General features: G+C 71.5%; 23 protein-coding genes and 1 pseudogene. 15 read left to right on the forward strand and 9 right to left on the reverse strand.

Annotated elements, in window-relative coordinates:
• The first annotated feature begins 230 nt into the window (after positions 1-230).
• The 5 genes and pseudogenes from ACL02T_RS20375 to ACL02T_RS20395 all read left to right on the forward strand — a co-directional run bounded on the left by ACL02T_RS20375 (position 231) and on the right by ACL02T_RS20395 (position 6,336).
• Positions 231-1,685: a hypothetical protein gene (locus ACL02T_RS20375; RefSeq protein WP_412832309.1), complete on the forward strand. Its 1,455-nt coding sequence runs from the start codon at positions 231-233 to the stop codon at positions 1,683-1,685.
• Positions 1,686-1,688: 3 nt separating this feature from the next.
• A complete protein-coding gene (locus tag ACL02T_RS20380) occupies positions 1,689-3,893 on the forward strand; it encodes a hypothetical protein (protein ID WP_412832310.1) in 2,205 nt (734 codons plus the stop codon).
• A gap of 9 nt (positions 3,894-3,902) precedes the next feature.
• Positions 3,903-4,388, forward strand: coding sequence for a hypothetical protein (locus tag ACL02T_RS20385; protein ID WP_412832311.1), 486 nt, complete (start codon positions 3,903-3,905; stop codon positions 4,386-4,388).
• Positions 4,389-4,490: 102 nt separating this feature from the next.
• Positions 4,491-4,913, forward strand: a pseudogene (locus ACL02T_RS20390) (SDR family NAD(P)-dependent oxidoreductase); the annotation flags it as partial.
• Between the two features lie 307 nt (positions 4,914-5,220).
• On the forward strand, positions 5,221-6,336 hold the full coding sequence (locus ACL02T_RS20395) for an NDMA-dependent alcohol dehydrogenase (protein ID WP_412832312.1): 1,116 nt from the start codon (positions 5,221-5,223) through the stop codon (positions 6,334-6,336).
• Here ACL02T_RS20395 and ACL02T_RS20400 read toward each other — a convergent pair.
• Positions 6,333-6,839, reverse strand: a complete 507-nt coding sequence (locus tag ACL02T_RS20400; protein WP_412832313.1) for an NAD(+)/NADH kinase — start codon at positions 6,837-6,839, stop codon at positions 6,333-6,335. The genes ACL02T_RS20395 and ACL02T_RS20400 overlap by 4 nt on opposite strands.
• Before the next feature lie 47 nt (positions 6,840-6,886).
• On the opposite strand from ACL02T_RS20400, the gene ACL02T_RS20405 reads away from it, so the two are divergent.
• Positions 6,887-7,990 (forward strand): dipeptidase, encoded by a 1,104-nt coding sequence (locus tag ACL02T_RS20405; protein ID WP_412832314.1) that lies wholly within the window; start codon positions 6,887-6,889, stop codon positions 7,988-7,990.
• A 153-nt stretch (positions 7,991-8,143) separates the two neighbouring features.
• Here the strand turns inward: ACL02T_RS20405 and ACL02T_RS20410 are convergent, their stop codons facing one another.
• From ACL02T_RS20410 to tatA, 3 genes are read right to left on the reverse strand one after another with little or no spacing between them, the layout of a single operon-like run.
• Positions 8,144-8,635, reverse strand: coding sequence for a DUF309 domain-containing protein (locus tag ACL02T_RS20410; protein WP_412832315.1), 492 nt, complete (start codon positions 8,633-8,635; stop codon positions 8,144-8,146).
• A 32-nt stretch (positions 8,636-8,667) separates the two neighbouring features.
• The gene (locus ACL02T_RS20415; RefSeq protein ID WP_412832316.1) at positions 8,668-9,576 is read right to left on the reverse strand and encodes a TIGR03854 family LLM class F420-dependent oxidoreductase; all 909 of its coding nucleotides are present in this window, start codon (positions 9,574-9,576) and stop codon (positions 8,668-8,670) included.
• A gap of 58 nt (positions 9,577-9,634) precedes the next feature.
• On the reverse strand, positions 9,635-9,856 hold the full coding sequence (gene tatA, locus ACL02T_RS20420; RefSeq protein WP_412832317.1) for a Sec-independent protein translocase subunit TatA: 222 nt from the start codon (positions 9,854-9,856) through the stop codon (positions 9,635-9,637).
• Positions 9,857-10,046: 190 nt separating this feature from the next.
• On the opposite strand from tatA, the gene ACL02T_RS20425 reads away from it, so the two are divergent.
• Complete coding sequence (locus ACL02T_RS20425; protein WP_412832318.1) at positions 10,047-12,239, forward strand: transglycosylase domain-containing protein; 2,193 nt, start codon at positions 10,047-10,049, stop codon at positions 12,237-12,239.
• A gap of 236 nt (positions 12,240-12,475) precedes the next feature.
• Complete coding sequence (locus tag ACL02T_RS20430) at positions 12,476-12,961, forward strand: DUF2975 domain-containing protein (RefSeq protein WP_412832319.1); 486 nt, start codon at positions 12,476-12,478, stop codon at positions 12,959-12,961.
• A 67-nt stretch (positions 12,962-13,028) separates the two neighbouring features.
• Here the strand turns inward: ACL02T_RS20430 and ACL02T_RS20435 are convergent, their stop codons facing one another.
• Complete coding sequence (locus ACL02T_RS20435; RefSeq protein ID WP_412832320.1) at positions 13,029-13,412, reverse strand: PLP-dependent transferase; 384 nt, start codon at positions 13,410-13,412, stop codon at positions 13,029-13,031.
• A gap of 28 nt (positions 13,413-13,440) precedes the next feature.
• Complete coding sequence (locus ACL02T_RS20440) at positions 13,441-14,040, reverse strand: TIGR03086 family metal-binding protein (protein WP_412832321.1); 600 nt, start codon at positions 14,038-14,040, stop codon at positions 13,441-13,443.
• Between the two features lie 157 nt (positions 14,041-14,197).
• On the opposite strand from ACL02T_RS20440, the gene ACL02T_RS20445 reads away from it, so the two are divergent.
• Positions 14,198-14,536 (forward strand): DUF3817 domain-containing protein, encoded by a 339-nt coding sequence (locus tag ACL02T_RS20445; RefSeq protein ID WP_412832322.1) that lies wholly within the window; start codon positions 14,198-14,200, stop codon positions 14,534-14,536.
• Between the two features lie 57 nt (positions 14,537-14,593).
• Here ACL02T_RS20445 and ACL02T_RS20450 read toward each other — a convergent pair whose 3' ends face one another.
• On the reverse strand, positions 14,594-15,460 hold the full coding sequence (locus ACL02T_RS20450) for a DUF559 domain-containing protein (RefSeq protein WP_412832323.1): 867 nt from the start codon (positions 15,458-15,460) through the stop codon (positions 14,594-14,596).
• 348 nt (positions 15,461-15,808) lie between these two features.
• Here ACL02T_RS20450 and infC point away from each other — a divergent pair, with 348 nt between their 5' ends.
• The 6 genes from infC (at position 15,809) to pheT (ending at position 21,626) form a co-directional block, all read left to right on the forward strand.
• Positions 15,809-16,402 (forward strand): translation initiation factor IF-3, encoded by a 594-nt coding sequence (gene infC / locus ACL02T_RS20455; RefSeq protein WP_233308256.1) that lies wholly within the window; start codon positions 15,809-15,811, stop codon positions 16,400-16,402.
• Between the two features lie 92 nt (positions 16,403-16,494).
• On the forward strand, positions 16,495-16,689 hold the full coding sequence (rpmI, locus tag ACL02T_RS20460; RefSeq protein ID WP_037051975.1) for a 50S ribosomal protein L35: 195 nt from the start codon (positions 16,495-16,497) through the stop codon (positions 16,687-16,689).
• A 134-nt stretch (positions 16,690-16,823) separates the two neighbouring features.
• On the forward strand, positions 16,824-17,210 hold the full coding sequence (gene rplT, locus ACL02T_RS20465; protein WP_412832324.1) for a 50S ribosomal protein L20: 387 nt from the start codon (positions 16,824-16,826) through the stop codon (positions 17,208-17,210).
• Positions 17,211-17,218: 8 nt separating this feature from the next.
• Positions 17,219-18,049 (forward strand): TrmH family RNA methyltransferase, encoded by an 831-nt coding sequence (locus tag ACL02T_RS20470; RefSeq protein WP_412832325.1) that lies wholly within the window; start codon positions 17,219-17,221, stop codon positions 18,047-18,049.
• 9 nt (positions 18,050-18,058) lie between these two features.
• Positions 18,059-19,111 (forward strand): phenylalanine--tRNA ligase subunit alpha, encoded by a 1,053-nt coding sequence (pheS, locus tag ACL02T_RS20475; RefSeq protein ID WP_412832326.1) that lies wholly within the window; start codon positions 18,059-18,061, stop codon positions 19,109-19,111.
• Positions 19,112-19,121: 10 nt separating this feature from the next.
• Positions 19,122-21,626 carry a phenylalanine--tRNA ligase subunit beta gene (pheT, locus tag ACL02T_RS20480; protein WP_412832327.1) on the forward strand — a complete coding sequence of 835 codons (2,505 nt, stop codon included), beginning with the start codon at positions 19,122-19,124 and terminating at the stop codon, positions 21,624-21,626.
• Positions 21,627-21,650: 24 nt separating this feature from the next.
• Here pheT and ACL02T_RS20485 read toward each other — a convergent pair whose 3' ends face one another.
• Positions 21,651-22,304 carry a TMEM175 family protein gene (locus ACL02T_RS20485; protein ID WP_412832328.1) on the reverse strand — a complete coding sequence of 218 codons (654 nt, stop codon included), beginning with the start codon at positions 22,302-22,304 and terminating at the stop codon, positions 21,651-21,653.
• A 45-nt stretch (positions 22,305-22,349) separates the two neighbouring features.
• The gene (locus ACL02T_RS20490; protein WP_412832329.1) at positions 22,350-24,464 is read right to left on the reverse strand and encodes a bifunctional lysylphosphatidylglycerol flippase/synthetase MprF; all 2,115 of its coding nucleotides are present in this window, start codon (positions 24,462-24,464) and stop codon (positions 22,350-22,352) included.
• Positions 24,465-24,633: the final 169 nt, after the last annotated feature.

Genomic DNA, 24,633 nt, shown 5'->3' on the forward strand with positions numbered 1-24,633 from the left:
CTCATTATGTCGGGAGTGCTAGTCGAGCTGATCCGCTCTCGTCGTCGTCAGGAGACCGTGGTGCAAGCCGTCACGCCGAACCACGGTTCGAGCATTGCCGACTCCACGAAGCGGATCGAGGAGGACGTTAGGTACCTCCGTACGGAGGTACATCGGCACGGTGAGCGACTGGCCACCGTAGAGGCGATTCTTGGAACGGGGCGTAGCTAATGGCCAGCCTCGGACCTACGGTGAAGCTCACCTTCGCCGGCGACTCTAAGGACCTTGAGAAGACTTTCGATAAGGTCGGCAAGGGCGCGGACAGCATGTCCCGCGATGTCGATAAGTCGATGGACCGGCTCCGCAAGTCCGGCGATAAGATGGACGGCTTTGCCGATAAGGCGGGCGAGGTTGACACGAAGGCCATGGGTTTTCGTGACACCATTACCGGTCTCCAGGATTCGTTTAAGGGCCTGACCGATGACAGTCTCCCCCTCGGCGACCGTCTTTTCACTCTCGGTATGGGTGTCGGTGACCTCGCCTCCGGTTTCGAGAACTTTCTTATTCCACAGGCCAAGGGCGCTTACGGGTGGCTTAAGAACAAGCTGCCGGGCAGCGCGGGCGCCAGTAAAAAGGCGCTTGGCGAGATTGGCGACGCTGCAGAGGATGCAGCGTTGGCGTTGGGTGAGGGTGGCGGTAAGCGTAAGCGCAAGGGGCTTAAGGGAGCAATTAAGGGTCTGGGTGCGGTCGCCGGGATCGCCGGTCTTGGCGCCGTGACGATTGGCCTGGACGAGGTTTCGCAGAAGGCCGGCGTCGCCGATGACGATATCCTTGGAATGCAGGATAGCCTTCACAGCTTATCCGAGCTCGCCAAGCGTGTATTCACTGGTGACTTCGAAGGCATTGCGAAGAAGGCGCGTGAAGAGTGGAACAACGCGTTTAACTCGATCAACTTTAGCTTTGAACTGGGGCCCGCACGGCAACAGGTAAGTGATCTGATCTCGGACGTTAACGGCGAGAGCGGCACCGTCAATATCTACGGGCGAACCGAGCCGGCCGGTCAGGCTCTCAGTGAGGTCATCCAGGCTATTAAGGACGGACGCGAGAGCGTCACGATTGACGGGCAGCCGATTCCCGCACAGGACGCGCTGAACCGGATCGTCGCACAGATTGACGAAGCGTATGGCGTCGTCAACATTAACGGCAACTCTATCCCCGCCGGTCAAGCCCTTCGCGACATGCTCTATCAGGTCAACGCCGCGCGGGGCGTTTTCGACATTGCGGCCGATACTTCTGAGGCTCAGTGGCAGGTTAACCAGTTCATTCGGATGAACGACGGTCGGAAGATTAGGATTTTCACGACGAGTCTAGGCTCCGGTGGTATCGCCTCGGCCGGTCGGCTCGCCTCCGGCGGCCCGGTCGTGGGCCCCGGTACGGGCACCTCGGACACCGCTGGCCTCTTCGCCCTGTCCAACGGTGAGTACGTCCTCACCGCGCGGGACGTGGCCCGGCTCGGCGGCTTTCAGGGCGTGGACCACATGCTCAGCTCCATCCGCGGCATGGCCGACGGAGGTCCAGTCGGGAGGGCGCCGATGGTGGGTGCGGGCCGGTCCCTAGAAATCCAGTTCTCCGGCAACGTCGATTCGGCCTTTGCTACCGCGTTCATGAAGCTGGTCCGGACCGGGCAGATTCAGATTAGGAGTTAAGGCGTGTCGGACTTCATTTTGCCTGCGCAGCTCGACGCGGAGTTCACCGTAGAAATCGCATGGGGCGCCGATCTCACCGATTTGACAGGCGCCACGTGGACGTGGACCGATGTTACGGGGGACGTTTATCAGGCTGATTCGGACGCGGTTTCGATTAAGGTTGGACGCTCCGATGAGGCGTCTACCGCGCAACCGGCGGCCTGCACCCTCACCCTGGACAACTCGGCCGGGCAATACAGTCTAGGTGGAGGATCGCCGAACTGGCCGAACGTGCAGCGGAACACTCCATTGCGGGTCCGTCTCGACGCCGGGGCTGGCCCGGTCCATCTGTTCGTTGGACATATTGACGGTTTCACTCCCTCATGGAACGTGCGGGGCAACGTGGCTACCGTGCAGGTGTCCGCGTCGGGTGCCCTGCGTCGTCTCGGCCAGGGGATCGGGGCTATTCTTTCACCGTTTCGGCGGGCGGCCACTAGCTCGACGATGAGTAACGTCGTCGGGTACTGGCCCTTAGAGGATGGCGAGGGTTCCCCAGTATTCGTGTCCGGTCTCGACGGGCACCCTCCGATGGAGTATTCCACAGATCCCGATTTGGCCTCGGACTCGTCGTTCAAGTGTAGTCGGCCGTTACCGTCGCTTTCGTCGGGTGCAACTCTGGTCGGTTCGATCCTGTCCTATGCCGGGACCGGTGAGATTCAGGCTCGGATGCTACTTAAGGTTCCCGAGAACGGTGTCAACGTGGAGACCGTTCTCATGCGCATCGTGACTACGGGAACCATTTACCAGTATGCCCTTCTGCTGAACCCGGCCGGGAGTCTGCGTCTGGTCGGTTACCGGAACGTTATTACCTCGTCCACCACGGCGTTTGACTCGACCTATATCGCGTTTGGACTGAACGGCCAAGCTGGACAGGTTGGCGTGCAGCTAGCTCAGAACCTGTCCGATATCGACTGGGATATCGACTTCCTCGCCGTTGGCGCGTCCTCTTCGGGTGGCTATAGCGGGACAGATACCGGCGAGACGTTGGGCGTCGCCACGAGCATAGAGATTAACTCCTCGCCCGACTTTTCCGCTCCGACGGACGACTCGGGGCTCGTGGTTGGCCACGTCCTAGTGCAGGCGGAGATTACCGCCGAGGCTGACAATATCCTCGCATTGAACGCATACACCGGCGAGACGTCCCGGTCGCAACGGCTAGTGAGGATCGCCGACGAGGGTGGTGTTGCGCTGACGCTTTACCACACAGTCGACACTCCGAACGTGGCAGGCATTACCGACACGATGGGCCCGCAGGCACCGACGCCCTCACTTCTGGAGCTTCTACGGGAGTCTGAGACTGTCGACGGCGGCGTTCTTTATGACGGTCCGGCTATTGGCCTCGTTTACACCTCGCGTCGCTATTTAGAGAACCGGACGCCGACGGTCACGATCGCTGCGACACAGCTTTTCGACCCGTTCGAGCCTGTTCACGACGACGCGGGCATCGTCAATAAGGTCTCCGTTTCTCGGTCGGACGGTTTCACTGCAACCTACGAAGATGTGGCCGGCGAACTCGGTACGGCGGTAATCGGCACCTATGACTCGTCGCTGGACGTCAATTATGAGTCAAGCGACGCCCTACCGGTGCGGGCCGGTTGGGAAGTGCACTCGGGTACACAGGTCGGATATCGGTATCCGACGGTATCGGTGAACCTCGCGTCAGCTCCGGAGCTTGCCGCGGACCTGCTCGACATTCAGGTCGGACACCGGATCGACGTGAGCGGTTTGCCCTCGACTCTCGCCGGTCATCCGGCGGGCACGGTTAGCCTCACTGTAGAGGGATATACGTGGTCGATTAGCAGGTATCAGGTTACTTTTCAGGCGAACTGTTCCCCGTTTGATCGCTGGCGTATCGCGGTTATTTCCGAAGACGCCGACGACGACGGCGAGTTCGTATGGCGGCCGGATACCTCAGGCTCCACGCTTGCCTCGTCCGCGTTGGCAGGAGCTACGTCGCTCTCTGTCTCGACGCCATCCGGCCCGCTGTGGACGACTACGGCCGACGATTTCCCGCTGACCGCCGAGATCGGCGGCATTCCGGTGACGGTGACTGCGATCACGGGCGGGAGCACTACGCAGACATTTGCCGTAGACGGATCGACAGTAACTAAGGCATTGGCCGCCGGAGCGCCGGTACAGCTCTACCACCCGGCAGTTCTCGGACTTTAAGGAGTCATCATGGCGTTTACCGCCGGACAGAAGGTCCGGGCCGCAGACCTTAACGACGCCCTTGCTGCCGCAGGCTGCGAAGCGCAGTTCAATATGGCCGTCGACCAGAGCGCGGCGCATGCAACCGTCGTGCCGGTTCTATTCGGCACAACGGTCGTTTCGTCAACCCTGGTCACTAAGGGGACGTCTGGAAGCGGATCGACTTTCACTCTGAACCGCGCAGGCGTTTGGACAGCATCCGCGACCATTCGCTACCAGAGCGGCGGATCGTCGGCTTTCTCGTCGGTGTACTGTACCCTCAACGGGACACAGATTGTGTCTCAGGCAGTGACGACCAGCTCGATTCTCGTTCTGCATGTTGCGCTTACCTTCCGGGCCAACTTGAACGACGTCCTCACGATCAACGTTTACCACGAGCGCGGGTCCAGCGTGACAATTAAGGCTGACAATACGAACGCTCTCGGCCGCCTCAATCTCGCTTGGCTCCATCCGTAATTCTTTACCGCGAAACGGTCTTGGCCCCCCTTGTCTCCCCTCAGCTCCGGAGGCAAGGGGGGCCTTTTCGTCTGTCCGGTTTACGTGTGTTGCGGGTTAGAGATCGTGCACACCGACTACGTCGCGCACGTGCAGGTCCTCACCGAGCTCGCGCAGGTCATACGAGCCCGGGGGAGCGGCACGATCGTCGTGTTCTCGTCCGTTGCGGGAGCGCGCGTCCGCCGCGCGAACTACGTCTACGGCAGTGCGAAGGCCGGGCTCGACGGGTTCGCCTCCGGCCTCGCCGACGCGCTGCACGGGTCGGGGGTCCGGCTCGTCCTGGTGCGGCCGGGCTTCGTCATCGGACGGATGACCGAGGGCATGCGGCCGGCGCCGTTCTCCAGCACCCCGGACCAGGTCGCCGAGGCCACGGTCGCCGCGGTGCGCGCCGGGCGGGACGAGGTGTGGGTGCCCCGGGTACTGCAGCCGATCTTCGCCCTGCTCCGGCACGCGCCGCGCGCGCTCTGGCGGCGCATGCCCCGCTGAGCACCCCGACTCGCCGAAGCCCAGGGCGCGACTCGCGGGAGCTCAGACCTCGACTCGCGGGAGCCCAGACCTCGACTCGCGGGAGCCCAGACCTCGACTCGCGGGAGCCCAGACCTCGACTCGCGGGAGCCCAGACCTCGACTCGCGGGAGCCCAGACCCCGACTCGCGGGAGCTCAGGGCCCGACTCGCGGACAGTCGACAGATGCGTGACGCGCCACGGCCTCCCTCTTCCCCTTTTCCGGAGCCGGCCATAGTGTCTGGTGCGCATCTCCCCATGTGACGACGGTGTCCCAGGAGGAACAGGAAGTGCAGACCCGCGGAGCAGTCATCCGTCAGGCGCCGGGCAAGTACGAGGTGGTCGACCTCGAGGTGGACGACCCGCAGTCCGGCGAGATCCAGGTCAAGATGGTCGCGTCCGGCATGTGCCACTCCGACGACCACGTGGCCACCGGCGACATCCCGGTCGGGGTGTACCCGTTCGCGGGCGGGCACGAAGGTGCCGGCATCGTGACCAAGGTCGGCCCGGGCACGCGGGGCTACAAGGAGGGTGACCACGTCGTCTTCTCGTTCCTGCCCGGCTGCGGCCGCTGCCGGTGGTGCGCCACCGGGCAGCAGAACCTGTGCGACCTCGGCTCGACCCTGCTGCAGGGGTCGCGCTGGGACGACCCGGAGAGCTTCCGGCTCCACCTCGACGGCCGGCCCGTCGGCCAGATGTGCGGCATCTCGACCTTCTGCGAGACCACCACGGTCGCGATCGACTCGGCCGTCGTGGTCCCGGACGACATCCCGTTGGACAAGGCCTGCCTCGTCGGCTGCGGCGTCGGTACCGGGTGGGGCTCGGCGGTGAACTCCGCCGAGGTCAAGCCGGGCGACACCGTGATCGTCATGGGCATCGGCGGCATCGGGATCAACGCCGTGCAGGGTGCCAGGCACGCCGGTGCGTCGAACATCATCGCCGTGGATCCGGTGGCCTTCAAGCGCGAGAAGGCGCAGGAGCTGGGCGCCACGCACGCGGTCGACTCGATGGAGGAGGCCACCGAGCTCGCCAAGCAGTTCACCAACGGCCAGGGCGCCGACTCGGCGATCGTGACCGTCGGCGTGACCAAGGCCGAGCACGTCGCGCAGGCCTTCGGCGCGATCCGCAAGGCCGGTACCGCGGTCGTCACCGGCCTGGGCGACATCTCGGAGGTCGGCGTGCCGATCGCGATCTCCGAGCTGACCCTGTTCCAGAAGCGCCTGCAGGGCTCGCTGTTCGGTGCCTCCGCGCCGAGCTTCGGCATCCTGCGGCAGCTGGAGATGTACCAGCAGGGCCACCTCAAGCTCGACGAGCTGGTCACCAAGACCTACTCGCTCGACCAGATCCAGCAGGGCTACCAGGACATGCACGACGGCAAGAACATCCGTGGCGTGATCCTCTACTAGGCCGACCCGCCGCGGGCCTCCAGCCGGGTCCGCAGCTCCCCGGGCAGCAGCTCGCGCAGCTGCTCGGGGAGGAGCGGGAGGTCCACCAGGCTCGGCTCGACCCGGCTGCGGGGCGCCCGGACGTCCGGATACAGCCGGACCACCCGCCCGGCCGCGGTCTGCACGGCGATCTCCACCCGGTCGTCGGGCCCGACCTCGCCGTGGCCGATCCCGTCCGCCTCGAGGGCCAGCGCCCCGCACCGCGGGGTGAGCTCCAGCCGCACCGTGTCCGTCTCGGACAACACCAGCGGCCGAGAGATCCCCGACGTCGGCACCGAGGGCGTCACCACGATCCCGCTCACCGAGGGCGACGCCACCGGTCCACCGGCCGCGTAGCCGTACACGGAGGACCCCGCCGTGGCGACGACCAGCGCGTCGCACCGTGAGGAGGCCCGGGTTGCCGAGGACGTCGTCGCGCGGCGGCAGGACCAGGGCCAGGCGGGCCACGCGGGGGAGCCGTCCACGCGGCCCAGTCTGCCGGTCCACGATCACCGGTGCACACTGCTCGGCTGTGCACGCCACCGACCTGCTCTCCGGCACCCCGCTGATCGACGGCCACAACGACCTGCCGTGGGCCCTGCGCACCCTCGACGACCCCGAGCCCGACCTGGCCCGGGGCGAGCCGCGGCTGCACACCGACCTGCCGCGGCTGCGCGCGGGGAAGGTGGGTGGGCAGTTCTGGTCGGTCTACGTGCCCTGCTCGTTCACCGGCGACGCCGCCGTCCGCGCCGTCGTCGAGCAGGTGGAGCGGGTGCACCGGCTCGCCGAGACCTACCCGGCCGAGCTGCGCGTGGTCACCACCGCCGAGGAGGTGGAGGCCTCCTTCGCCGACGGCTGGATCGCCTCGCTGCTCGGCGCCGAGGGCGGGCACAGCATCGGCGGCTCGCTGCAGGTCCTGCGGGCGCTGCGCCGCTCCGGGGTCCGCTACCTGACCCTCACGCACAACCTGAACACCGAGTGGGCCGATTCCGCGACCGACGAGCCGGTGCACGGCGGGCTGACGGACTTCGGCCGCGCGGTCGTCGCCGAGATGAACCGGATCGGCATGATCGTCGACCTGTCGCACGTCGCCACCACCACGATGCGCGACGCCCTCGCCACCACCACCGCACCCGCGCTGTTCACGCACTCGTCGGCCCGCGCGGTCACCGACCATCCCCGCAACGTGCCCGACGACGTCCTGGAGTCGTTGCGGCGCAACGGCGGCGTCTGCATGGTGACCTTCGTCCCGCGGTTCGTCTCCCGTGCGGTCGCCGAGTGGGACGCCCGGCTCGCCGAGGCCATGGCCGCCGCCGGGCAGGACCACCGGGACCTGCGGGCGCGGGAGGTCTTCGCCGCGGCCTGGGACGGCCCGGCGCCGCCCGGCGCCACGCTCGACGACGTCGTGGCCCACCTCGAGCACGTGCGCGAGGTCGCGGGGATCGACCACATCGGGATCGGCGGCGACTACGACGGCGTGGCCGAGCTGCCCGCCGGCCTCGAGGACGTCAGCGCCTACCCGCGGCTGTTCGACGCCCTGCTCGCCCGCGGCTGGAGCGCCGCGGACTGCGGGAAGCTGGCCGGCCGCAACGTCCTGCGGGTGCTCCGCGCGGTCGACGAGGTCGCCGTGTCCTGAGGCGGCGAGGGCCCGGGCCGGCGGGGTTCGGCGACGGGCGTGGCTCGGGATCGGCGGGCTCGGGATCGGAGGGGTCGGGATCGGCGGGGTCGGGATCGGCGGGGTCGGGATCGGCGGGGTCGGGAGCGGCGCGGTCGGCGTCGCCGGTCCCGGTCAGGGGCGGAGGGACGGGCGGAGGTCCTCGGGCGTCACGCCGTCCGTGGTGCCCGCCCGTTCGATCCGCGCGGCCAGGGCGAAGCCGTGGTCCTGCAGGCCTCGCAGGTCGAGGCCCGCGGGCGGGTCGCCGACCCAGCGGGCGATGCCGTCCGAGGCGCGCTCGAGCAGCGAGACGGCGCCGCGGGCGTTGCCGCGCTGGGCGTGCGTGAGCCCGGCGCCGTACTGGGCGAGGGCTCGCCACAGGTCGCGGGTCTCCGGCCCGGCGGACTTCCACGCCGCCTCCAGCACCTCGTGCGCCTGGAACGGCAGGCCGTCGTCGAGCAGCCGCTGGGCCTCGGCGACGGTCTCCTCGGGGGTGAGGTCGAGATCGTCGGGGATCTGCGGGACCCCGGGGGCGCCGTAGGGGAGGGGGCGCCCGGCCGCGTCGCGGGGGCGGGCGTTGCGCGCCCGGCCCGCCTCGTCCCGATCACGGACCCGTCGCGCGCTCACGTCGTCGACCCTGCCACACCGGTCGCGCCCGCTCACGTCTCGAGCGGGCGCAGCTCATGGTCGAACGCGTCGAGGAAGCCGCGCCAGGAGCCGACGGGCGTGGCCGGGCGCACGACGAACTTGGACAGCCCCGCGTCGACGTACTCGCGGATCCGGTCGCGTGCCTCGGCCCAGCCGTGCGCCACGATCTTCTGCGGGTCGACGTCCGGGCGCCGGTCCAGGGAGGCCGCGAGGGCGGCGTCGACCTGCGCCGGGGTGGCCTCGGGCGGGACGACGGCGAGGTTCGTCCCGTAGTGGTCCTCCTCGACCTCCCGGCCGGCCGCGGCCGCCGCCCGTTCGATCGTCGCCCGGCACTCGGCGGCCTCGACCGGTGTGACGAAGCTGCCCAACCAGCCGTCGGCGAGCCGGCCGATCCGCTCGAGCCCGACGGGCGCGCGCCCGCCGAGCCAGAGGTCGAGCCGCCCGGGCGGACGCGGGCCGATCGTGACGTCGTCGAGGTCGAAGAACTCGCCGTGGTGCGTGACCCGCTCCTCGGCCAGCAACCGCCGCACGACGAGGAGCGCCTCCTCGAACACCGCGGCCCGCCGGCCCTCGGGCACGGGGTAGAGCTGGCGCTCCCGCGGCCGGGCCGACCGGACGCCGAACACGGGCAGGACCCGCTTGGGCGCCAGCGCCGCCAGGGACGCCAGCTGCGCCGCGACCAGCGCGGGGTTGCGGCCGGGCAGCACGACCACCCCCGTGCCCACCTTGAGCGAGCGGGTCCGGCCGACGGCGAACGCCATCCCGGTCAGGGCGTCGACGGAGTCGGTGCCGACCAGGTCGGGCAACCACAGCGAGTCGATCCCGCGGGCCTCCAGCTCGTCGACCAGCTCCGCGAACCCGCCGACCTCGCCCGTGCCGTTCCCGACGGGCAACGACCCGATGCCGATCCTGACCTTCACGGGCGTGACGCTAGGCGCGCGTCCGCGCCCTTGTCGACCGGCCGACGGACGGGACTCCTCAGCCCGCGCCGGGACGCTGCCCTTCCGCGGCAGGCGATCCCGAGGTCGCCGGCGGCGCGGCGGGCGCCACGGGTGAGGGGTCCTCGGCGTGCAGCTCGGCCCTGAGGATGCGGGCGGACCGGCCCAGGCTGCGCGCGGCCTCGGGCAGCCTGCGTGCGCCGAACAGCAGCACGAACACCGCGAGCACGACCAGCCAGTGCCAGACGCTCAGCTCACCCATCGTCGACCTCCCGCTCGTCCGAGCCGCCAGTGTGCGCCTCCCCGGAATCGTCTTCCAGAGCCGGGTCCGCAATTCCCGAACGGTCCCCGGGAATCGCGTCCGAATTGCTGATGATCGTCCGGAAGAGGTGTTTCGCGACGCCGTCCGGCTCACCGGCGGCCCACGGTCCCTGCTGGTAGACAATGCACCCGTGGGTCTCTCCTGGGGTGTGCGGAGGCTGGTGGTGCTGGCCGTCGTGGCCGGTGTCCTGGTCGCCGGAATGCTGTTCCCGTTCGCCGGCGGAATCGGGCTGCTGGCGGACGCGGTGAGCGATTCCGCGGTCGGCACGAACGCGGACCTGGAGGCCGGGGTCCTGCCCGCGGTGACCACGGTCCAGGACTCGCGCGGCCGGACCGTCGCCTCCCTCTACGACCAGTACCGCGTCCCCGTCGCGAGCGGCCGGATCTCGCCGGCGATGAAGGCCGCGATCGTCGCGATCGAGGACCGGCGCTTCTACGAGCACGGCGGCTTCGACCCGATCGGCGCCGTCCGCGCACTGGTCAACAACTCGAACGGCGGGGCGACGCAGGGTGCCTCGACGCTCACCGAGCAGTACGTCAAGAACTACGACCTCTACGTCGCCGCGCGTACCGACGCCGAGCGCCGGGCCGCGGTCGCGCCCAGCTACGCGCGCAAGCTCAAGGAGGCTGAGCTCGCCGTCAGCCTCGACCACGAGCTGTCGAAGGACGAGATCCTCACCCGCTACCTCAACGTCGTCTACTTCGGCCACGGGACGTACGGCGTGCAGGCCGCGGCCCGGACGTACTTCGGCGTCGACGCCTCGGTGCTCACCGTCCCGCAGGCGGCGTTGCTGGCCGGCATGGTGCAGAGCCCGGCCGAGTACGACCCCGTCGCGCACCCCGACGTCGCCGCCGGCCGGCGCGACGTCGTGATCGAGGCGCTGCGGCAACAGGGGGCGATCACCCCGGACCAGGCCGCGGAGGCGGCGGCGGCGCCGCTCGGCGTGGTGCCCGACCCCTCGATCCCGGCCGAGGGCTGCATCGGCGCCGGCGACGCGGGCTACTTCTGCGACTACGTGCTGGCCTACCTCGAGCGGTCCGGCTTCCGCACCGAGGACCTCGCCGGCGGCGGCTACACGCTCCGGACCAGCCTCGACGCCGACGCGCTCGCCGCGACCAAGGCGGCGATCGACGAGCAGGTCCCGCCGCGGCAGCCGCACGTCGCCGACGTCATGGCCGTGGTCCGGCCCGGTGCCGACACCCACCGGGTCGTCGCGTTGGCCGCCAACCGCACCTTCGGCAACGCGCCGGGCCAGTCGAGCTACGGGCTGCCCTACGAGCCGGAGAACATGGGCGCGGGGTCGGTCTACAAGATCTTCACGGCGGCGGCGGCGATGGAGCAGCACCTCGTCGGGATCGACACGGTGATCCCGGTGCCGCCCAGCGGGTACACCTCGCCGATCTACCGGAACGGCGCCGGGCGGCCGATCCCGGTGGGCAACGCCGGCACCTACCGCACGGCGCTGACCCTGCAGGACGCGCTGGCCGAGTCGCCCAACACCGCCTTCGTCAAGCTGGAGGAGAGCACCGGCGTCGCGCCCGTGGTCGACATGGCGGTCCGGCTGGGACTCACCTCCCTGGCCGAGACGCCGTACAGCGGCACGCCGGGCACGGCCTCGATCGCCGACGTGATGAAGCGGCAGAACCAGGCGTCGTTCACCCTCGGCGTCACGCCGACCAGCGCGCTGGAGCTGGCGAACGTGCAGGCCACCCTCGCGAGCCACGGCACCTGGTGCCCCCCGTCGCCGCTGCAGGCGGTCACGGACCGGACGGGCGCGGCGGTGCCGGTCACCCGGCCCGCCTGCCGGCAGGCGCTCGACCCCGCGATCGCCGACACCCTGATGACCGGCCTGTCGAAGGACGACGCCGCGGGCGGGACCTCGGCTGCCGCCGCCGACCAGATGGGCTGGAACCGGCCGATCGCGGCGAAGACCGGGACGACGCAGGAGTACAAGTCCGCCGCGTTCGTCGGCGCGACGCCGCAGCTCGCGGGCGCCGCCATCGTGTTCGACGACTCCCGCTCGCCGAGCCCGATCTGCGACGGCAACCCGCCGCACACCTGCGCGGGCGGCACCATCTACGGCGGCAAGGCCCCCGCGCGCACCTTCTACCGCGCCTTCCGCGACATCCTCGCCGGGCAGCCGGTGGTCCCGCTCCCGCCCACCGACCCCCGCTACCTCACCGGCACCATCCCGTCCGTCCGGGTCGCCGCACCGCCCGCCCCCGACCAGGGCGACACGACCTCCACCCGCGGGAACGACGCCGGCACCGAGAACAGCGGGAACGACGGCGGCGGCAACGGCCCCGGCGGCGACAACGGCTGACTCGCGAGTCGCGCGTTCCGGCAGCGCGAGTCGGGAGTTCCGGCAGCGCGGGTTGCGAGTTCCGCGGCGTGAGTCGCGCGTTCCGGCGGCGTGAGTCGCGCGTTCGGAACGGGGTCGCGGCGACGACCGCGAGGAGCACTGCGACGAGTCGACCGGTCGCCCTCCTCGGTGCCCGACCCTTGTCCACCCTCTCGAAAATCGATAGATTACTGTCGACGATCGAGAGGATGGTGCTCATGGGGACTCTGGCGACGGGTGCGTTGCGCGCCGTGCTCGTGGCGGTGCTCGCCGGCACCGTGTTCGTGCAGGCGGGGATGGTATGGGCGTTGGCCACCGACCCGGAGGACGGGACGCTCCCGCTGACCCCGCTGCGCGTGGTCACGATCCTGGGCATGGTGTCGGTCCAGGTCGCCCTGGTCTGCATCTGGCGGCTGGTGACGATGGTGCGGCGAGGAACCGTGTTCTCCCACGCCGCCTTCCGGTACGTGGACGTCCTGACCGGCACGATCGTGGCGGCTGCCCTCGTGTGGTTCGCGGTCACGGTCCTCAACGCGCCGGGCCAGCGCGACGACCCGGGCGTCACCGTCATCATGGGCGGGGTCGGCGTGGCCGTCCTGGGGGTCGCGCTCATCGTGCTCGTGCTGCGGACGCTGCTCGCCCAGGCCGTCGCGCGCGACGTCGAAGCGGCGCAGATGCAGGCCGAGCTGGACGAGGTGATCTGAGGTCGATCGCCGGCGACGTCCCCGTGACGCTGGTCAGGCGGAAGCCACCCGCGGGCGAGAGGTCCGGCTACGGGTGGGCGTAGGGCCGGTGGGTCAGCGGGGGCCGAGCGTCTCCGTCAGTGCGCGGTCGAGGTCGGCGACGAGATCCCGCGGGTCCTCGAGCCCGACGGAGAAGCGCAGGTGCCCCCCAGCGCCGGAACTCCTCCGGGTAGGCGGCGGCGCGCTCGTCGCCGGCCGAGACGTGCACGATCAGCGACTCGTCGTGCCCGAGCGAGACCGCGGACGTGATCACCCGCAGGTTCGCGACGAACCGGTTCTGGGTGTCCGCGTCCCCGCGGACCGCGAACGCGAGCATCCCGCCGAACCCCGACATCGTGCGGATGGCGCCGGTGCCCGGGTCGACGTCGTTGCCCGCATGGACGCCGAGGGTCTGGAGACGGGGCCGTTCCACAGCGGCATTGTCGCCGCGCCCCCGGCGGCTACCGGGTCGGGGACCAGTGGGGGTCGCGACCGGCGTGGCCCAGCACCCGGTGGAAGACCGGGGCTCCCTCGCCGACGGGGACGGCCGGCCCGAACAGCCCCTCGACCGCGTCGCCCTGGGCGAACGACGAGCAGAACTCCAGGCACGCGGCCGCGCTCGCGGCGTCGACCGAGAATCGCTGCCGCGTCGCGCGGGCCAGGTCCCACCCGTGCAGCACGATCTCGTCGAGCGCGACGACGCCGTGCACGTGCGCCGGCAGCACGACGCCACCGGCCTCGGTCTCGCCCTCCCACGCGGCGGGCTCGCGCCAGGCGGTGACCAGCGCGGCCAGCCGGTCCGGCAGCTCGGTGCGCCAGTCGGGGTCGAGGTGGTCGGCCGACGGCGTCGGCGCGCCACCGGTCGGGGTCTTGTGGGCGGCGTCGGTGAAGGCCGTGGTGAGGCCCATCAGGTGGTCGAGCAGCGCGGCGACGGTGAAGTCGGGGCACGGCGTCGGGTCGGTGAGCTGCTCGGCCCGGATCGCCGGGAGCAGCGCGGCCAGCCGGCGCGCGGCGGGCTCCAGGTCGAGGGTCGGGACGGTGCGGGCGGTCGCGGCGGTCACGGCTCCTCCTCGGTGGTCGGGCTGTCGTACGGGTGACCGGGCCCGCCGCCGGAACTCATCGCCGACGTGGAGTTCGACACCCGGTAGAAGTTGCGCGGTCGTGGTGCGGCACCATGGAGGGGGACCGCCGATCCGGACGAACCAGACTGGGAGCGCGATGAGCACGAGCACCGACCCGACCACGTCGAGCACCGTCACCGGTATCGGCCGGCTCTTCCGCGCCGTCGCGATCGCCGAGGCCTGCTCCTGGGCGGGCCTGCTGATCGGCATGTTCTTCAAGTACGTGGTCGTGCAGAACGAGATCGGCGTGCAGGTCTTCGGCCCGATCCACGGCGCCCTGTTCGTGCTGTACCTGGTCGTGACGCTGCTCGCCGCCCGCCGCCTCCGCTGGAGCGCCGGCACCCTGGTCCTCGCCCTGATCTCCAGCATCCCCCCGCTGATGACGGTCTGGTTCGAGCGCCGCGCCGCCCGCCAGGGCGCGCTCACCGCCCGCTGATCACCGGCTGTGGAACGCACTCCGCGCTCAGCACGGACGTCGTTCCACATCTGACGATCACGCCGCGCGGCGGAGGGCTGTCCGCAGTTGCGCGACGACGGCCTCGGGCCGGTTCACGAGGTCGTGCCAGGTGAACCGGAGCAGCGTCCACCCGTCGATCACCAGTGCGTTCTGCTTCCGCCGGTCGGCGCGGAAGCGCTCGACGTCGACGTGCCATGCCCAGCCGTCCACCTCGACGGCGACCCGGGCGAGCGGGAACGCGACGTCGACCTCGCCGGCAGGGGTCTGCAGACCGAGCACCCAGCCGGTGATGCCGGCTGTCCGCAGGAGGGCGAGGAACCGCCGCTCGGCCTCCGACTCCGCCCGGTCCGCCGCGGCGGCGATCAACCGGCCCGTCCGCTTCCAGCCGCGCGCCCCCATGTTGCGGTGGTAGGCGCGGAGGACCGCGGCGAACCGCACGTGCCGCTGCAGGGCGCGGTCGAGGAACGCCGAGCCGTCGGGTAGGGCGAGGGCGGTCTCCAGGGCGGTGAGCGGCGCCGCGGTCGCCCGGATGCCCTCCACGACCTCGACATCGGCCGGGGCGAGGTCGCGGCGACGGAGCGTGATCCCCGGCGTCGGTCGGCGTCGGAGCCGCGCGGGCACCGTGACCTGCACCATCGGCGGGCACCGGGCGAGCATGCCGTGCAGGTGCGCGGCGGTGGCCCCGGAGAGCGCACCGGTCGGACCGGCCCACAAGGAAGCGGCCCGGATGCGCGCCTCGTCGCCCCGGCGGTGGCCGGCGACGAGGAAGACCCGCGGGTGCAGCCGGACCCAGCGGCCGCTCGCGACGCGGCGGGCGATCTGGTCCTCGGACAGCCCGCAGTCCAGCGCCTGTGCCAGGCCGACGACGCCCGCCTGCCGTTCCACGATCCGATCCAGGGACATGCCGGGCAGGATGATCCGCGCGGTGGTCGCTGCGGGCCGTTTCGCGAGAACTCGTGCCGACATCCCGATCGTGATCGCCGGGAGTGGAACGCAATCCGCGCTCAGCGCGGACTTCGTTCCTGGTGCGACGATCATGCGCCAGCCCCGCCCCCCTGCGGTGACGGGGGAGAAGCCGCCGTGTACCCTGCGGAATGCGACCACCCCGTCGCGCGTTGCACCGCGCGTCAGGGCGATCAAGTGGAGCCCCGCTCCCACCCGCTCACCGCCTGACAGGTGTCCGGGTCACGGTCCGGCGGACGCCATCGAGCGGTCCGCCGATCGACGGGTCTTTGCTTGTCGTCGCGGGACATGACGGCACAACGAGGAGACCCCATCAGCACAGAGACACGCATCAACGACCGCATCCGCGTTCCCGAGGTCCGACTCGTCGGCCCGAACGGCGAGCAGGTCGGCATCGTGCGTATCGAGGACGCACTGCGGCTGGCGCAGGAGGCCGAGCTCGATCTCGTCGAGGTCGCGGCCCAGGCCCGCCCGCCCGTCTGCAAGCTCATGGACTACGGCAAGTTCAAGTACGAGAGCGCGCAGAAGGCCCGGGAGTCCCGGCGGAACCAGCAGCTCACGGTGATCAAGGAGCAGAAGCTCCGGCCGAAGATCGACACCCACGACTACGAGACCAAGAAGCGCAACGTCGTGCGCTTCCTCGAGGGTGGAAACAAGGTCAAGGTCACCATCATGTTCCGCGGTCGTGAGCAGAGCCGGCCCGAGCTGGGCTACCGGCTGCTGCAGCGGCTCGCCGAGGACGTGCAGGAGCTCGGGACCGTCGAGGCCGCCCCGAAGCAGGACGGCCGCAACATGACGATGGTGCTCGCTCCGACCAAGAAGCCGGCCAAGCGTCCGGCGGCCCAACAGGCCGCCGCCGCGGAGGCCGAGCCCCAGGCCTGAGTCTGCAGCAAGCGGCACGAACCTCCCGGTCCCGGCCGGGAGGTCCCCCACGGTGCGTCCCCGGGCGCACCGCGACACCGAACGGATCAGCCATGCCCAAGAACAAGACGCACAAGGGAACGGCCAAGCGGGTCAAGGTGACCGGCAGCGGCAAGCTCCTGCGCCAGCAGACCGGTCTGCGCCACCGCCTCGAGGTCAAGTCGAGCAAGGAGACCCGGGACCTCTCCGGCGTCGTCCCCGTGAACAAGGCCGACGTCAAGCGCGTCAAGAAGCTGCTCGGCCGCTGAGCGGAGCTCGCGTAGCGAACGTCGATGCGAGCGGAGCTCGCGTAGCGAACGTCTGCGCGAGGCTCGCCGCACCCACCCGCTGAACCGGCCTGCCCAGCCCCCGGGGCCGGCCACCCGAGAGACAGGACAGACCCATGGCACGCGTGAAGCGCGCGGTGAACGCCCAGAAGAAGCGCCGGACGATCCTCGAGGCGTCGAGCGGTTACCGCGGTCAGCGGTCGCGGCTGTACCGCAAGGCGAAGGAGCAGCAGCTCCACTCGATGACCTACGCCTACCGGGACCGTCGTGCCAAGAAGGGCGACTTCCGGCAGCTGTGGATCACCCGCATCAACGCCGCGGCCCGCGCCAACGGCATGACCTACAACCGCTTCGTCCAGGGCCTCAAGGCCGCGGGCGTCGAGGTGGACCGCAAGAACCTGTCGGAGCTCGCGATCAGCGACCCGACCGCGTTCGCCGCCCTGGTCGAGGTCGCCAAGGCCAACGTCCCGGCCCAGGCGGCGCAGAACGAGAGCGCCGCCTGACCGAGCAGATGCTCGGAACGGAACGCACCCCGCGCGTCGTGGCAGCCCGCAAGCTGCTGCGGCGCGCGGGCCGTGAGAAGGCCGGTCGCTTCCTCGTCGAGGGTGCCCAGGCCGTCCGCGAGGCCGTCACCGGAGAGGTCCGGGTGCACGAGCTCTTCGCGACCCCGTCGGCGATCGAGCGCAACCCCGACATCATCGGGACCGCCGAGGGCCAGGGCATCCCGGTGACGACCGTGGGCGACCGGGTCGCCGAGATCCTCTCCGACACGGTCACCCCGCAGGGCCTGGTGGCGGTCTGCGACCTGATCGACGTCCCGGTGGCCGAGGCGCTCGCCGGCTGCCCGCAGCTCGTCGCGGTCCTCGCCGGCGTCGCGGAGCCCGGCAACGCCGGCACGGTCCTGCGCGCGGCCGACGCGGCGGGTGCCGACGCCGTGCTGCTGGCCGGGGACAGCGTCGACCCGCACAACGGCAAGGCCGTGCGGGCCTCCACCGGCAGCGTCTTCCACCTCCCGGTCGCCCGCGACCGGGACACCCCCCGGGTGCTCGCGGCCTGCCGCGACGCCGGGCTCACCCTGCTCGCGGCGGACGGGCACGGCGAGCTCGACCTGCACTCCCCGGAGGCCGCCGAGGTCCTCGGCGGCCGGGTGGCATGGATTCTCGGCGGGGAGGCACACGGGCTCCCGGAGTCCGTGCTGGAGGCCGCCGACCACCGCGTCCGGGTCCCGCTGTACGGCCGCGCCGAGAGTCTCAACCTGGCCGCCGCCGCGGCGATCTGCCTGTACGCCAGCGCCGCGCAACTCCGTCAGACCCGCCGTTCTAGGATCACCGACCGTGCATGAGGGAACCCGATGACCGAGAACCTGCTCGACGCCGCGTCGCTGGACGCCGCCGTCAAGGCCGCGGTCGAGGCGTTCGACGCCGCCGGTGACCTCGACGCCCTGGCCGCGGTCAAGCCCGCGCACCTCGGCGACAAGGCCCCGGTGCTGCTGGCCCGCCGCTCCCTCGGCAGCCTGCCCGGCCCGGAGCGGGCGGACGCGGGCAAGCGCGTGAACGCCGCCCGCCAGGAGGTCCAGGCCGCCTTCGACGCCCGCCGTGAGGTGCTCCTCGCCGAGCGCGATGCGCGTGTGCTGGCCGAGGAGTCCGTCGACGTCACCCTGCCCTGGGACCGCCGGCCCCGCGGTGCCCGGCACCCGATCACGCAGATCGCCGAGCGGATCGCGGACGTGTTCGTCGCGATGGGCTACGAGGTCGCCGAGGGTCCCGAGGTGGAGTCCTCCTGGCTGAACTTCGACGCGCTCAACTTCGGCAAGGACCACCCGGCCCGCACCATGCAGGACACGTTCTACCTCGCCGACGAACGATCCGGGGCTGCCGGGCAGGACTCCGGCACGGTGCTGCGCACGCACACCTCTCCCGTGCAGGTCCGGGCCCTGCTCGAGCGCGAGCTGCCCGTGTACGTGGTCTGCCCGGGCCGGACCTTCCGCACGGACGAGCTCGACGCGACCCACACCCCGGTCTTCCACCAGGTCGAGGGCCTGGCGGTGGACGAGGGGATCACCATGGCGCACCTCAAGGGCACGCTCGACGCCTTCGCCCGCGCCATGTTCGGCGAGGAGTCCACCACCCGCCTGCGACCGAGTTTCTTCCCCTTCACCGAGCCGTCCGCCGAGGTGGACGTCTGGTTCCCGGAGAAGAAGGGCGGCGCCGGCTGGGTCGAGTGGGGCGGCTGCGGCATGGTCAACCCCAACGTGTTGCGTGCCTGCGGCGTCGACCCGGAGGTGTACTCCGGCTTCGCGTTCGGCATGGGCCTGGAGCGCACGCTGCAGTTCCGCAACGGTCTGCCCGACATGCGGGACATGGTCGAGGGCGACGTCCGGTTCAGCCGCGCGTTCGGTATCTGAGGAGTATTCGGTGCGAGTCCCCCTGTCCTGGCTGCGCGACCACGTCGCCGAGGTGCCCGTCGACGCGGAGGCGGTCGGCGAGGCCTTCGTGCGCGTCGGACTGGAGCTCGAGGAGGTCCACGCGACGCCGGAGCTCACCGGCCCGCTGACCGTCGGGCGGGTCCTGGAGATCGAGGAGCTCACCGAGTTCAAGAAGCCGATCCGGTTCTGCCGGGTCGACCTCGGCGGCGGGGCGGGTGGGCAGACCAGGGGCATCGTCTGCGGCGCGCGGAACTTCGTCGCCGGCGACCTCGTGGTGGTCGCCCAGCCCGGTGCCGTGCTGCCCGGGCCGTTCCCCATCTCGGCGCGCACGACCTACGGCCGCACCTCGGACGGGATGATCTGCTCCGCCAAGGAGCTCGGCCTCGGCGCCGACCACTCCGGCATCCTCGTGCTGCCGCCCGGCACCGCGGAGCCCGGCGACGACGCGCTGCCGCTCCTGGGGGTCGACGACCCGGTCGTCGAGCTGGCCATCACCCCGGACCGGGGCTACTGCTTCGCCGTGCGCGGGATCGCCCGCGAGCTGGCCGCCTCGCTCGGCGAGGACTACACCGACCCCGCGCGACGGGTGCAGGTCCCGGAGGCGGAGGGCCCGGCCTGGCCGGTGCGCATCGCCGACGAGGCGGCGTGCCCGCGCTTCGTCACCCGCCGGGTCACCGGTGTCGACGCCGGCGCGCCCACCCCGTGGTGGATGCAGCGCCGGCTGCTCGCCGCGGGGATGCGCCCGATCTCGCTGACCGTCGACGTCACCAACTTCGTGATGCTCGACCTCGGCCAGCCGATCCACGCCTACGACGCGACCCGGCTGCAGGGCGACATCGTGGTGCGCCGGGCCGAGGCGGGGGAGAAGCTCCGCACGCTCGACGACGTCGAGCGCACCCTCGACCCGGACGACCTGGTCATCGCGGACGACTCCGGCACGGTCGGCCTCGCCGGCGTCATGGGCGGCGCGTCCACCGAGATCCCGCTGGACAAGACCGGGTCGGTCGACGTCGTGATCGAGGCCGCGCACTTCGCGCCGACCGTGATCGCGCGCGCCGCGCGCCGGCACAAGCTGCCCAGCGAGGCGGCCAAGCGGTTCGAGCGGTCCGTCGACCCGCAGCTGCCGCCGATCGCGGCCGAGCGCGTCGCGAACCTGCTGGTGGAGCACGGCGGCGGCCGGATCGAGCCGGGCCGCACGGACATCGGCGCCGCGCCGGTGCTCCCGCCGGTGCGGATGCCGCTGGACCTGCCGGACCGCACCGCCGGTGTCATCTACGAGCGCGGGGCCACGGTCGCGCGGCTCACCCAGGTCGGCTGCTCGGTCGAGCTGGAGACGAGCGGCGTCGGCCGGACCGGCTCGACCACCACGGTCGTCGCCACACCCCCCTCCTGGCGACCGGACCTGGACCTGCCCGCCGCCCTGGTCGAGGAGGTCCTGCGGCTCGAGGGCTTCGAGACCATCCCGTCGATCCTGCCGCCGGCGCCCGCCGGGCGCGGGCTCAGCCCCGCCCAGCTGCGGAAGCGGGCCGTGTCCCGCGCGCTTGCCGAGGCCGGGCACGTCGAGGTGGAGCCGTTCCCGTTCGTCGGCGACGCGGCCTGGGACGCGCTGGGCCTGCCCGCCGACGACGTCCGGCGGCGCACCGTGACGGTCGCCAACCCGCTCGACGCCGACCGCGACCGGCTCGCGACGACGCTCCTGCCGGGGCTGCTCGAGATCCTGGTGCGCAACAAGGCCCGCGGGTTCGACGACCTCGCGCTGTACACGGTGGGGCAGGTCGTGCTCCCGCACCACGATCCCGTGCCGATGCCCGACCCCGGCGTCGACGGGCGGCCGACCGACTCCGAGATCGCGAGGATCGGGGCGGCGCTGCCCGCGCAGCCCGTGCACGTCGGCGTCGTGCTGTCCGGGGACCGCGAGCCGCGCGGATGGTGGGGCCCGGGGCGTCGGGCCGGCTGGCAGGACGCGATCGAGGCGGGCCGCCTCGTGGGTACGGCGGCGGGCGTGGTCCTGCGGGTGACCCAGGCCGACCTCGCGCCGTGGCACCCGGGCCGGTGCGCCGCCCTGCGGGTGGGGGAGTGGGTCGTCGGGCACGCCGGCGAGCTGCACCCGAAGGTCGTCGAGGCGCTGGGCCTGCCGCCGCGCACCTGCGCGATGGAGCTCGACCTCGACGCGATCCCGCTGCGCGACGAGCGTCCCGCGCCCCGGATCTCGCCGTACCCGCCGGTCTCGGTCGACGTCGCCCTGGTCACGGACGAGGCCGTCCCGGCCGCCGACGTCGCCGCGGCGCTGACCGAGGGCGGCGGCGAGCTGCTCGAGGAGGTCCGGCTGTTCGACGTCTACACCGGCGCACAGGTCGGTGACGGCAACCGCTCGCTGGCCTACGCGCTCCGGTTCCGGGCGGCGGACCGCACGCTCACGAACGAGGAGGCGAACGCGGCGCGCGACGCCGCGGTCGCCCTTGCCGCCGAGCGGGTCGGGGCCGTCCTGCGGTGACGCCCCGCCGGCCTGGGGGCGCCCCTAGACGTCGTCCCGGCCGGTGATGCCCATGGCGTTGGTGACGCGGTCGCCGAGGAACGGCACCACCGCCCAGACCCCGAACGACCAGGCGCCGAGCAGCGGGAACAGCGGGATGGACACCAGGAAGGCGAATCCGGTGATCGCCGAGGGTACCCAGCCGTAGCGGACGAGCTGTTGCGGCGTCCCCGGGATGAACCCGCGGGTGCGGCTGAGGACCGCGAGGACGGCGGCGAACGTCCCGATCTGCAGCGTCTCGGCGAGGGCGTACGCGGCGAAGCGGGCGAAGTCGATGTGGTCCTCGGCGATGAGCCGGGTGAAGAACGGCGTGAGCACGATGATCAGCAGCCACAGCATGTTCAGCCAGATCAGCGGGAGCGTGGCGCGCCCGACGTAGCGGAACACCCGGTGGTGGCTGATCCAGTGCCGGGCGATCACCGCGAAGCTGATGAGGAAGGCCAGGTACTCGCCGCGGTTGGCGGCGAACCCGGCCGCCAGCTCGGCGACGGTGTCGCCCTGGGGAACCGGAAGGTCGACCGCGAGCAGCGTGATCGCGATCGCGACGACGGCGTCGGAGAAGAACGTCATGCGCTCGGCCGCACCACGCTCGGTCGGCGCGAACTCCTCGTCGGTCACCTGAGCGGGGGTCTCGGCCATGCAGCGGACTCTAGCGAGAGCGCCTGACCAGGGGAGACGTCCGCGCTAGCCACGGGCGAGGCGCACGAGCTCCCGGGCCGAGGTGTCCGGCAGGTAGGCGCGGGTCAGCGCGACACCCAGGCGCGGCAGGTCGGCCTCGTCCCGGAACACCAGGTGCATGGGCTCGTACCGCGGCTGGAACTTCGCCTTGAACGCGTGCAGCGAGCGGAAGCCGTAGAGCGGTTCCAGCCGCGCGCCGAGAGTGTCGAGGAGCCGGTCGAGCACCGCGGTGTCCCCGGCGACGTCGGTGCGGGCCAGCGGTGCACCCGAGAGCGACACGACCCTCGCTCCCTCCTCGCGGAACGCCAGGCAGGCCGAGGCGATGAGGAACTCGACGACCGGCCGGAACCCGCCCTCGCGCCGTCGCATGACGTCCAGCGTCCAGCCCACCACGGTCCCGCCGGGCGCGTGGACCGGCAGCCACGAGGTCACGCCGTGCACCAGGCCGTCGGCGTCGACGGCCAGACCCACGCGGACGTGCGGGTCGAGTGCCTCGTCGACGCCGCCCAGGGTGAACCCCATCTCGGGCAGCCCCTTCTCGCCCACCCACTGCTCGGAGAGCTCGCGGACCTGGTCGACGACGGCGCGCCGCTCCTCGCCGAGCCGGACGAGCCGGTGGGTGATGCCCTGCTTGGCCGCCTTGTTCAGCGCCGACCGCACGTCCTGCCACGCCTTGCCCCGGAACTCCAGTCCGGGCAGGTCGACCAGCGTGTCCTCGGCGACCTGCGCGGTGAGCCAGCCCGCCCCCCGAGCGGCGCGGGCGGTCGCGTCGGAGGCCGAGAACAGGCAGGGGACGAGCCCGGCCGTCTCGTTGCGCACCGCGAACTCCTCGAGGGCCGGGAGCGGCTCCGGTCCGATCGGGTCGCCGAGGCCGATGGCCACGCCCGCGTGCCGCTGGAAGGCCACACAGGCCTCGCCGTCGGCCGTCACGAACCACTCGTTGTCCGGCCAGGTGGCCATCCACGAGACGGTCCCGCCGCCGTGCCGCTCGAGCAGCCGGACCGCCGTCTCCCGGTCGGTGATCCCGCCGACCGCCCGCCGGGCCCGTCGCGAGGGCACCCGCCACGCCCGCCGCCCGACGAGGAGCAGCACCAGCAGGGCCGCCCACGCGAGCCGGTCGGCCACGAACATGCCCGGCTGGTCGAGGACCGCGGTGGCGTCCTCGAACAGCGCCGCCAGGACGAACACGACCGCGGCGAGCAGGCCGACGGCCACGTTGGCCCCCGCCAGCCCCACCGCCCAGCGCCACGCCACCCGGTACCCCTTGCGCAGGCCGTTCACCAGAAGCGCCACCCCGACGAGGGTGATGACGAGATCCAGCCAGCTCGCCTCCGGGTCCCCGGTGGGGCCTAGCGGGCCGTCGTTCGGGACCAGGAAGCCGAGCACCGATCCGGCCGCCATGAGGAGCAGCAGGAACACCGCGAGCAGCCGCCACTCCCGGCGGCTCGGCCGGCCGGCCGGCACCGCGCGCCCGCGGACGAGCCGTGGCCCCACCGCCAGCGCGATGAGCACCGCGACCAGGTGCTCGAGATCGGCGAGGGTGCCGAGGTAGGCGGCCGAGGCGAGGACGTAGAGGGTCAGCGCGAGCCGCAGCCGCAGCCGCCACGGGGGGCGCAGGGTCGCGCTGGTCACCGCGAGCGCGGCGAGCGCTCCCGCCGAGAACCCGACGTCGAGCAGTCGACTGGTCGCCTCCGCCCACGGCCAGCCGGTGCCGCGCACCAGCAGCAGGAAGACGAGTGCGGCGAGGATGCCCACCAGCTGCCCGGCGACCGCCGTGAGAGCGGCGAGCCCGGTGCCCAGCCGCCACTCCGCCCAGCCCACGAACACCGCGAAGCTGCCGGTCATGGCCAGGTAGAAGGGCGGGACCACGGCGAGGAACGGCCCGGTCAGCAGCGTCCACCAGCGCCCGCTCTCGAGCGACGGCACGCCGTAGGCGATCCAGGGGTACCAGGGCTGGTCGGCCGCGGCCCGCCAGAAGGCGCCGGTCGCGAGCCCGGCGACGATCATCACGAGTACGACGGCGCTGGTGAACGGGGTGCGGCGGACCAGCGTCGTCGCCCGGGACGCCAGCGGGACGAGGGCCGGGAGGAGCCGGGCGTGGGCCGTCGTGCCGTCGGTCATCATCGCCTCCCCGCGGCGGGCGTGCCGTGACCGCCGGTCCTCTGGTGGCTGTTCGGCGGGGTGCCGGCGGCGTTACGGTCGGTCCGTGTGCGACGAACGCGCGGGCCGGGCCGAGGTCGGGCGGAGCGTCCCGCGGCCGGCCGAGGGGCCCGCGGTCGACCCGATCCGC

Origin of the sequence: Pseudonocardia oceanicola, from assembly GCF_047200735.1 — a bacterium.
In the GTDB taxonomy this organism is placed as follows: domain Bacteria; phylum Actinomycetota; class Actinomycetes; order Mycobacteriales; family Pseudonocardiaceae; genus Pseudonocardia.

Bases quoted from the DNA above. Each gene is read 5' to 3' on its own strand.
- ACL02T_RS20385 (WP_412832311.1), top strand. From the start codon at position 3,903: ATGGCGTTTACCGCCGGACAGAAGGTCCGGGCCGCAGACCTTAACGAC.
- tatA (WP_412832317.1), bottom strand. From the start codon at position 9,856: ATGGGTGAGCTGAGCGTCTGGCACTGGCTGGTCGTGCTCGCGGTGTTC.
- ACL02T_RS20430 (WP_412832319.1), top strand. From the start codon at position 12,476: ATGGGGACTCTGGCGACGGGTGCGTTGCGCGCCGTGCTCGTGGCGGTG.
- ACL02T_RS20445 (WP_412832322.1), top strand. From the start codon at position 14,198: ATGAGCACGAGCACCGACCCGACCACGTCGAGCACCGTCACCGGTATC.
- ACL02T_RS20450 (WP_412832323.1), bottom strand. From the start codon at position 15,460: ATGTCCCTGGATCGGATCGTGGAACGGCAGGCGGGCGTCGTCGGCCTG.
- infC (WP_233308256.1), top strand. From the start codon at position 15,809: ATGACGGCACAACGAGGAGACCCCATCAGCACAGAGACACGCATCAAC.
- rpmI (WP_037051975.1), top strand. From the start codon at position 16,495: ATGCCCAAGAACAAGACGCACAAGGGAACGGCCAAGCGGGTCAAGGTG.
- rplT (WP_412832324.1), top strand. From the start codon at position 16,824: ATGGCACGCGTGAAGCGCGCGGTGAACGCCCAGAAGAAGCGCCGGACG.
- ACL02T_RS20470 (WP_412832325.1), top strand. From the start codon at position 17,219: ATGCTCGGAACGGAACGCACCCCGCGCGTCGTGGCAGCCCGCAAGCTG.
- pheS (WP_412832326.1), top strand. From the start codon at position 18,059: ATGACCGAGAACCTGCTCGACGCCGCGTCGCTGGACGCCGCCGTCAAG.
- ACL02T_RS20485 (WP_412832328.1), bottom strand. From the start codon at position 22,304: ATGGCCGAGACCCCCGCTCAGGTGACCGACGAGGAGTTCGCGCCGACC.
- ACL02T_RS20490 (WP_412832329.1), bottom strand. From the start codon at position 24,464: ATGACCGACGGCACGACGGCCCACGCCCGGCTCCTCCCGGCCCTCGTC.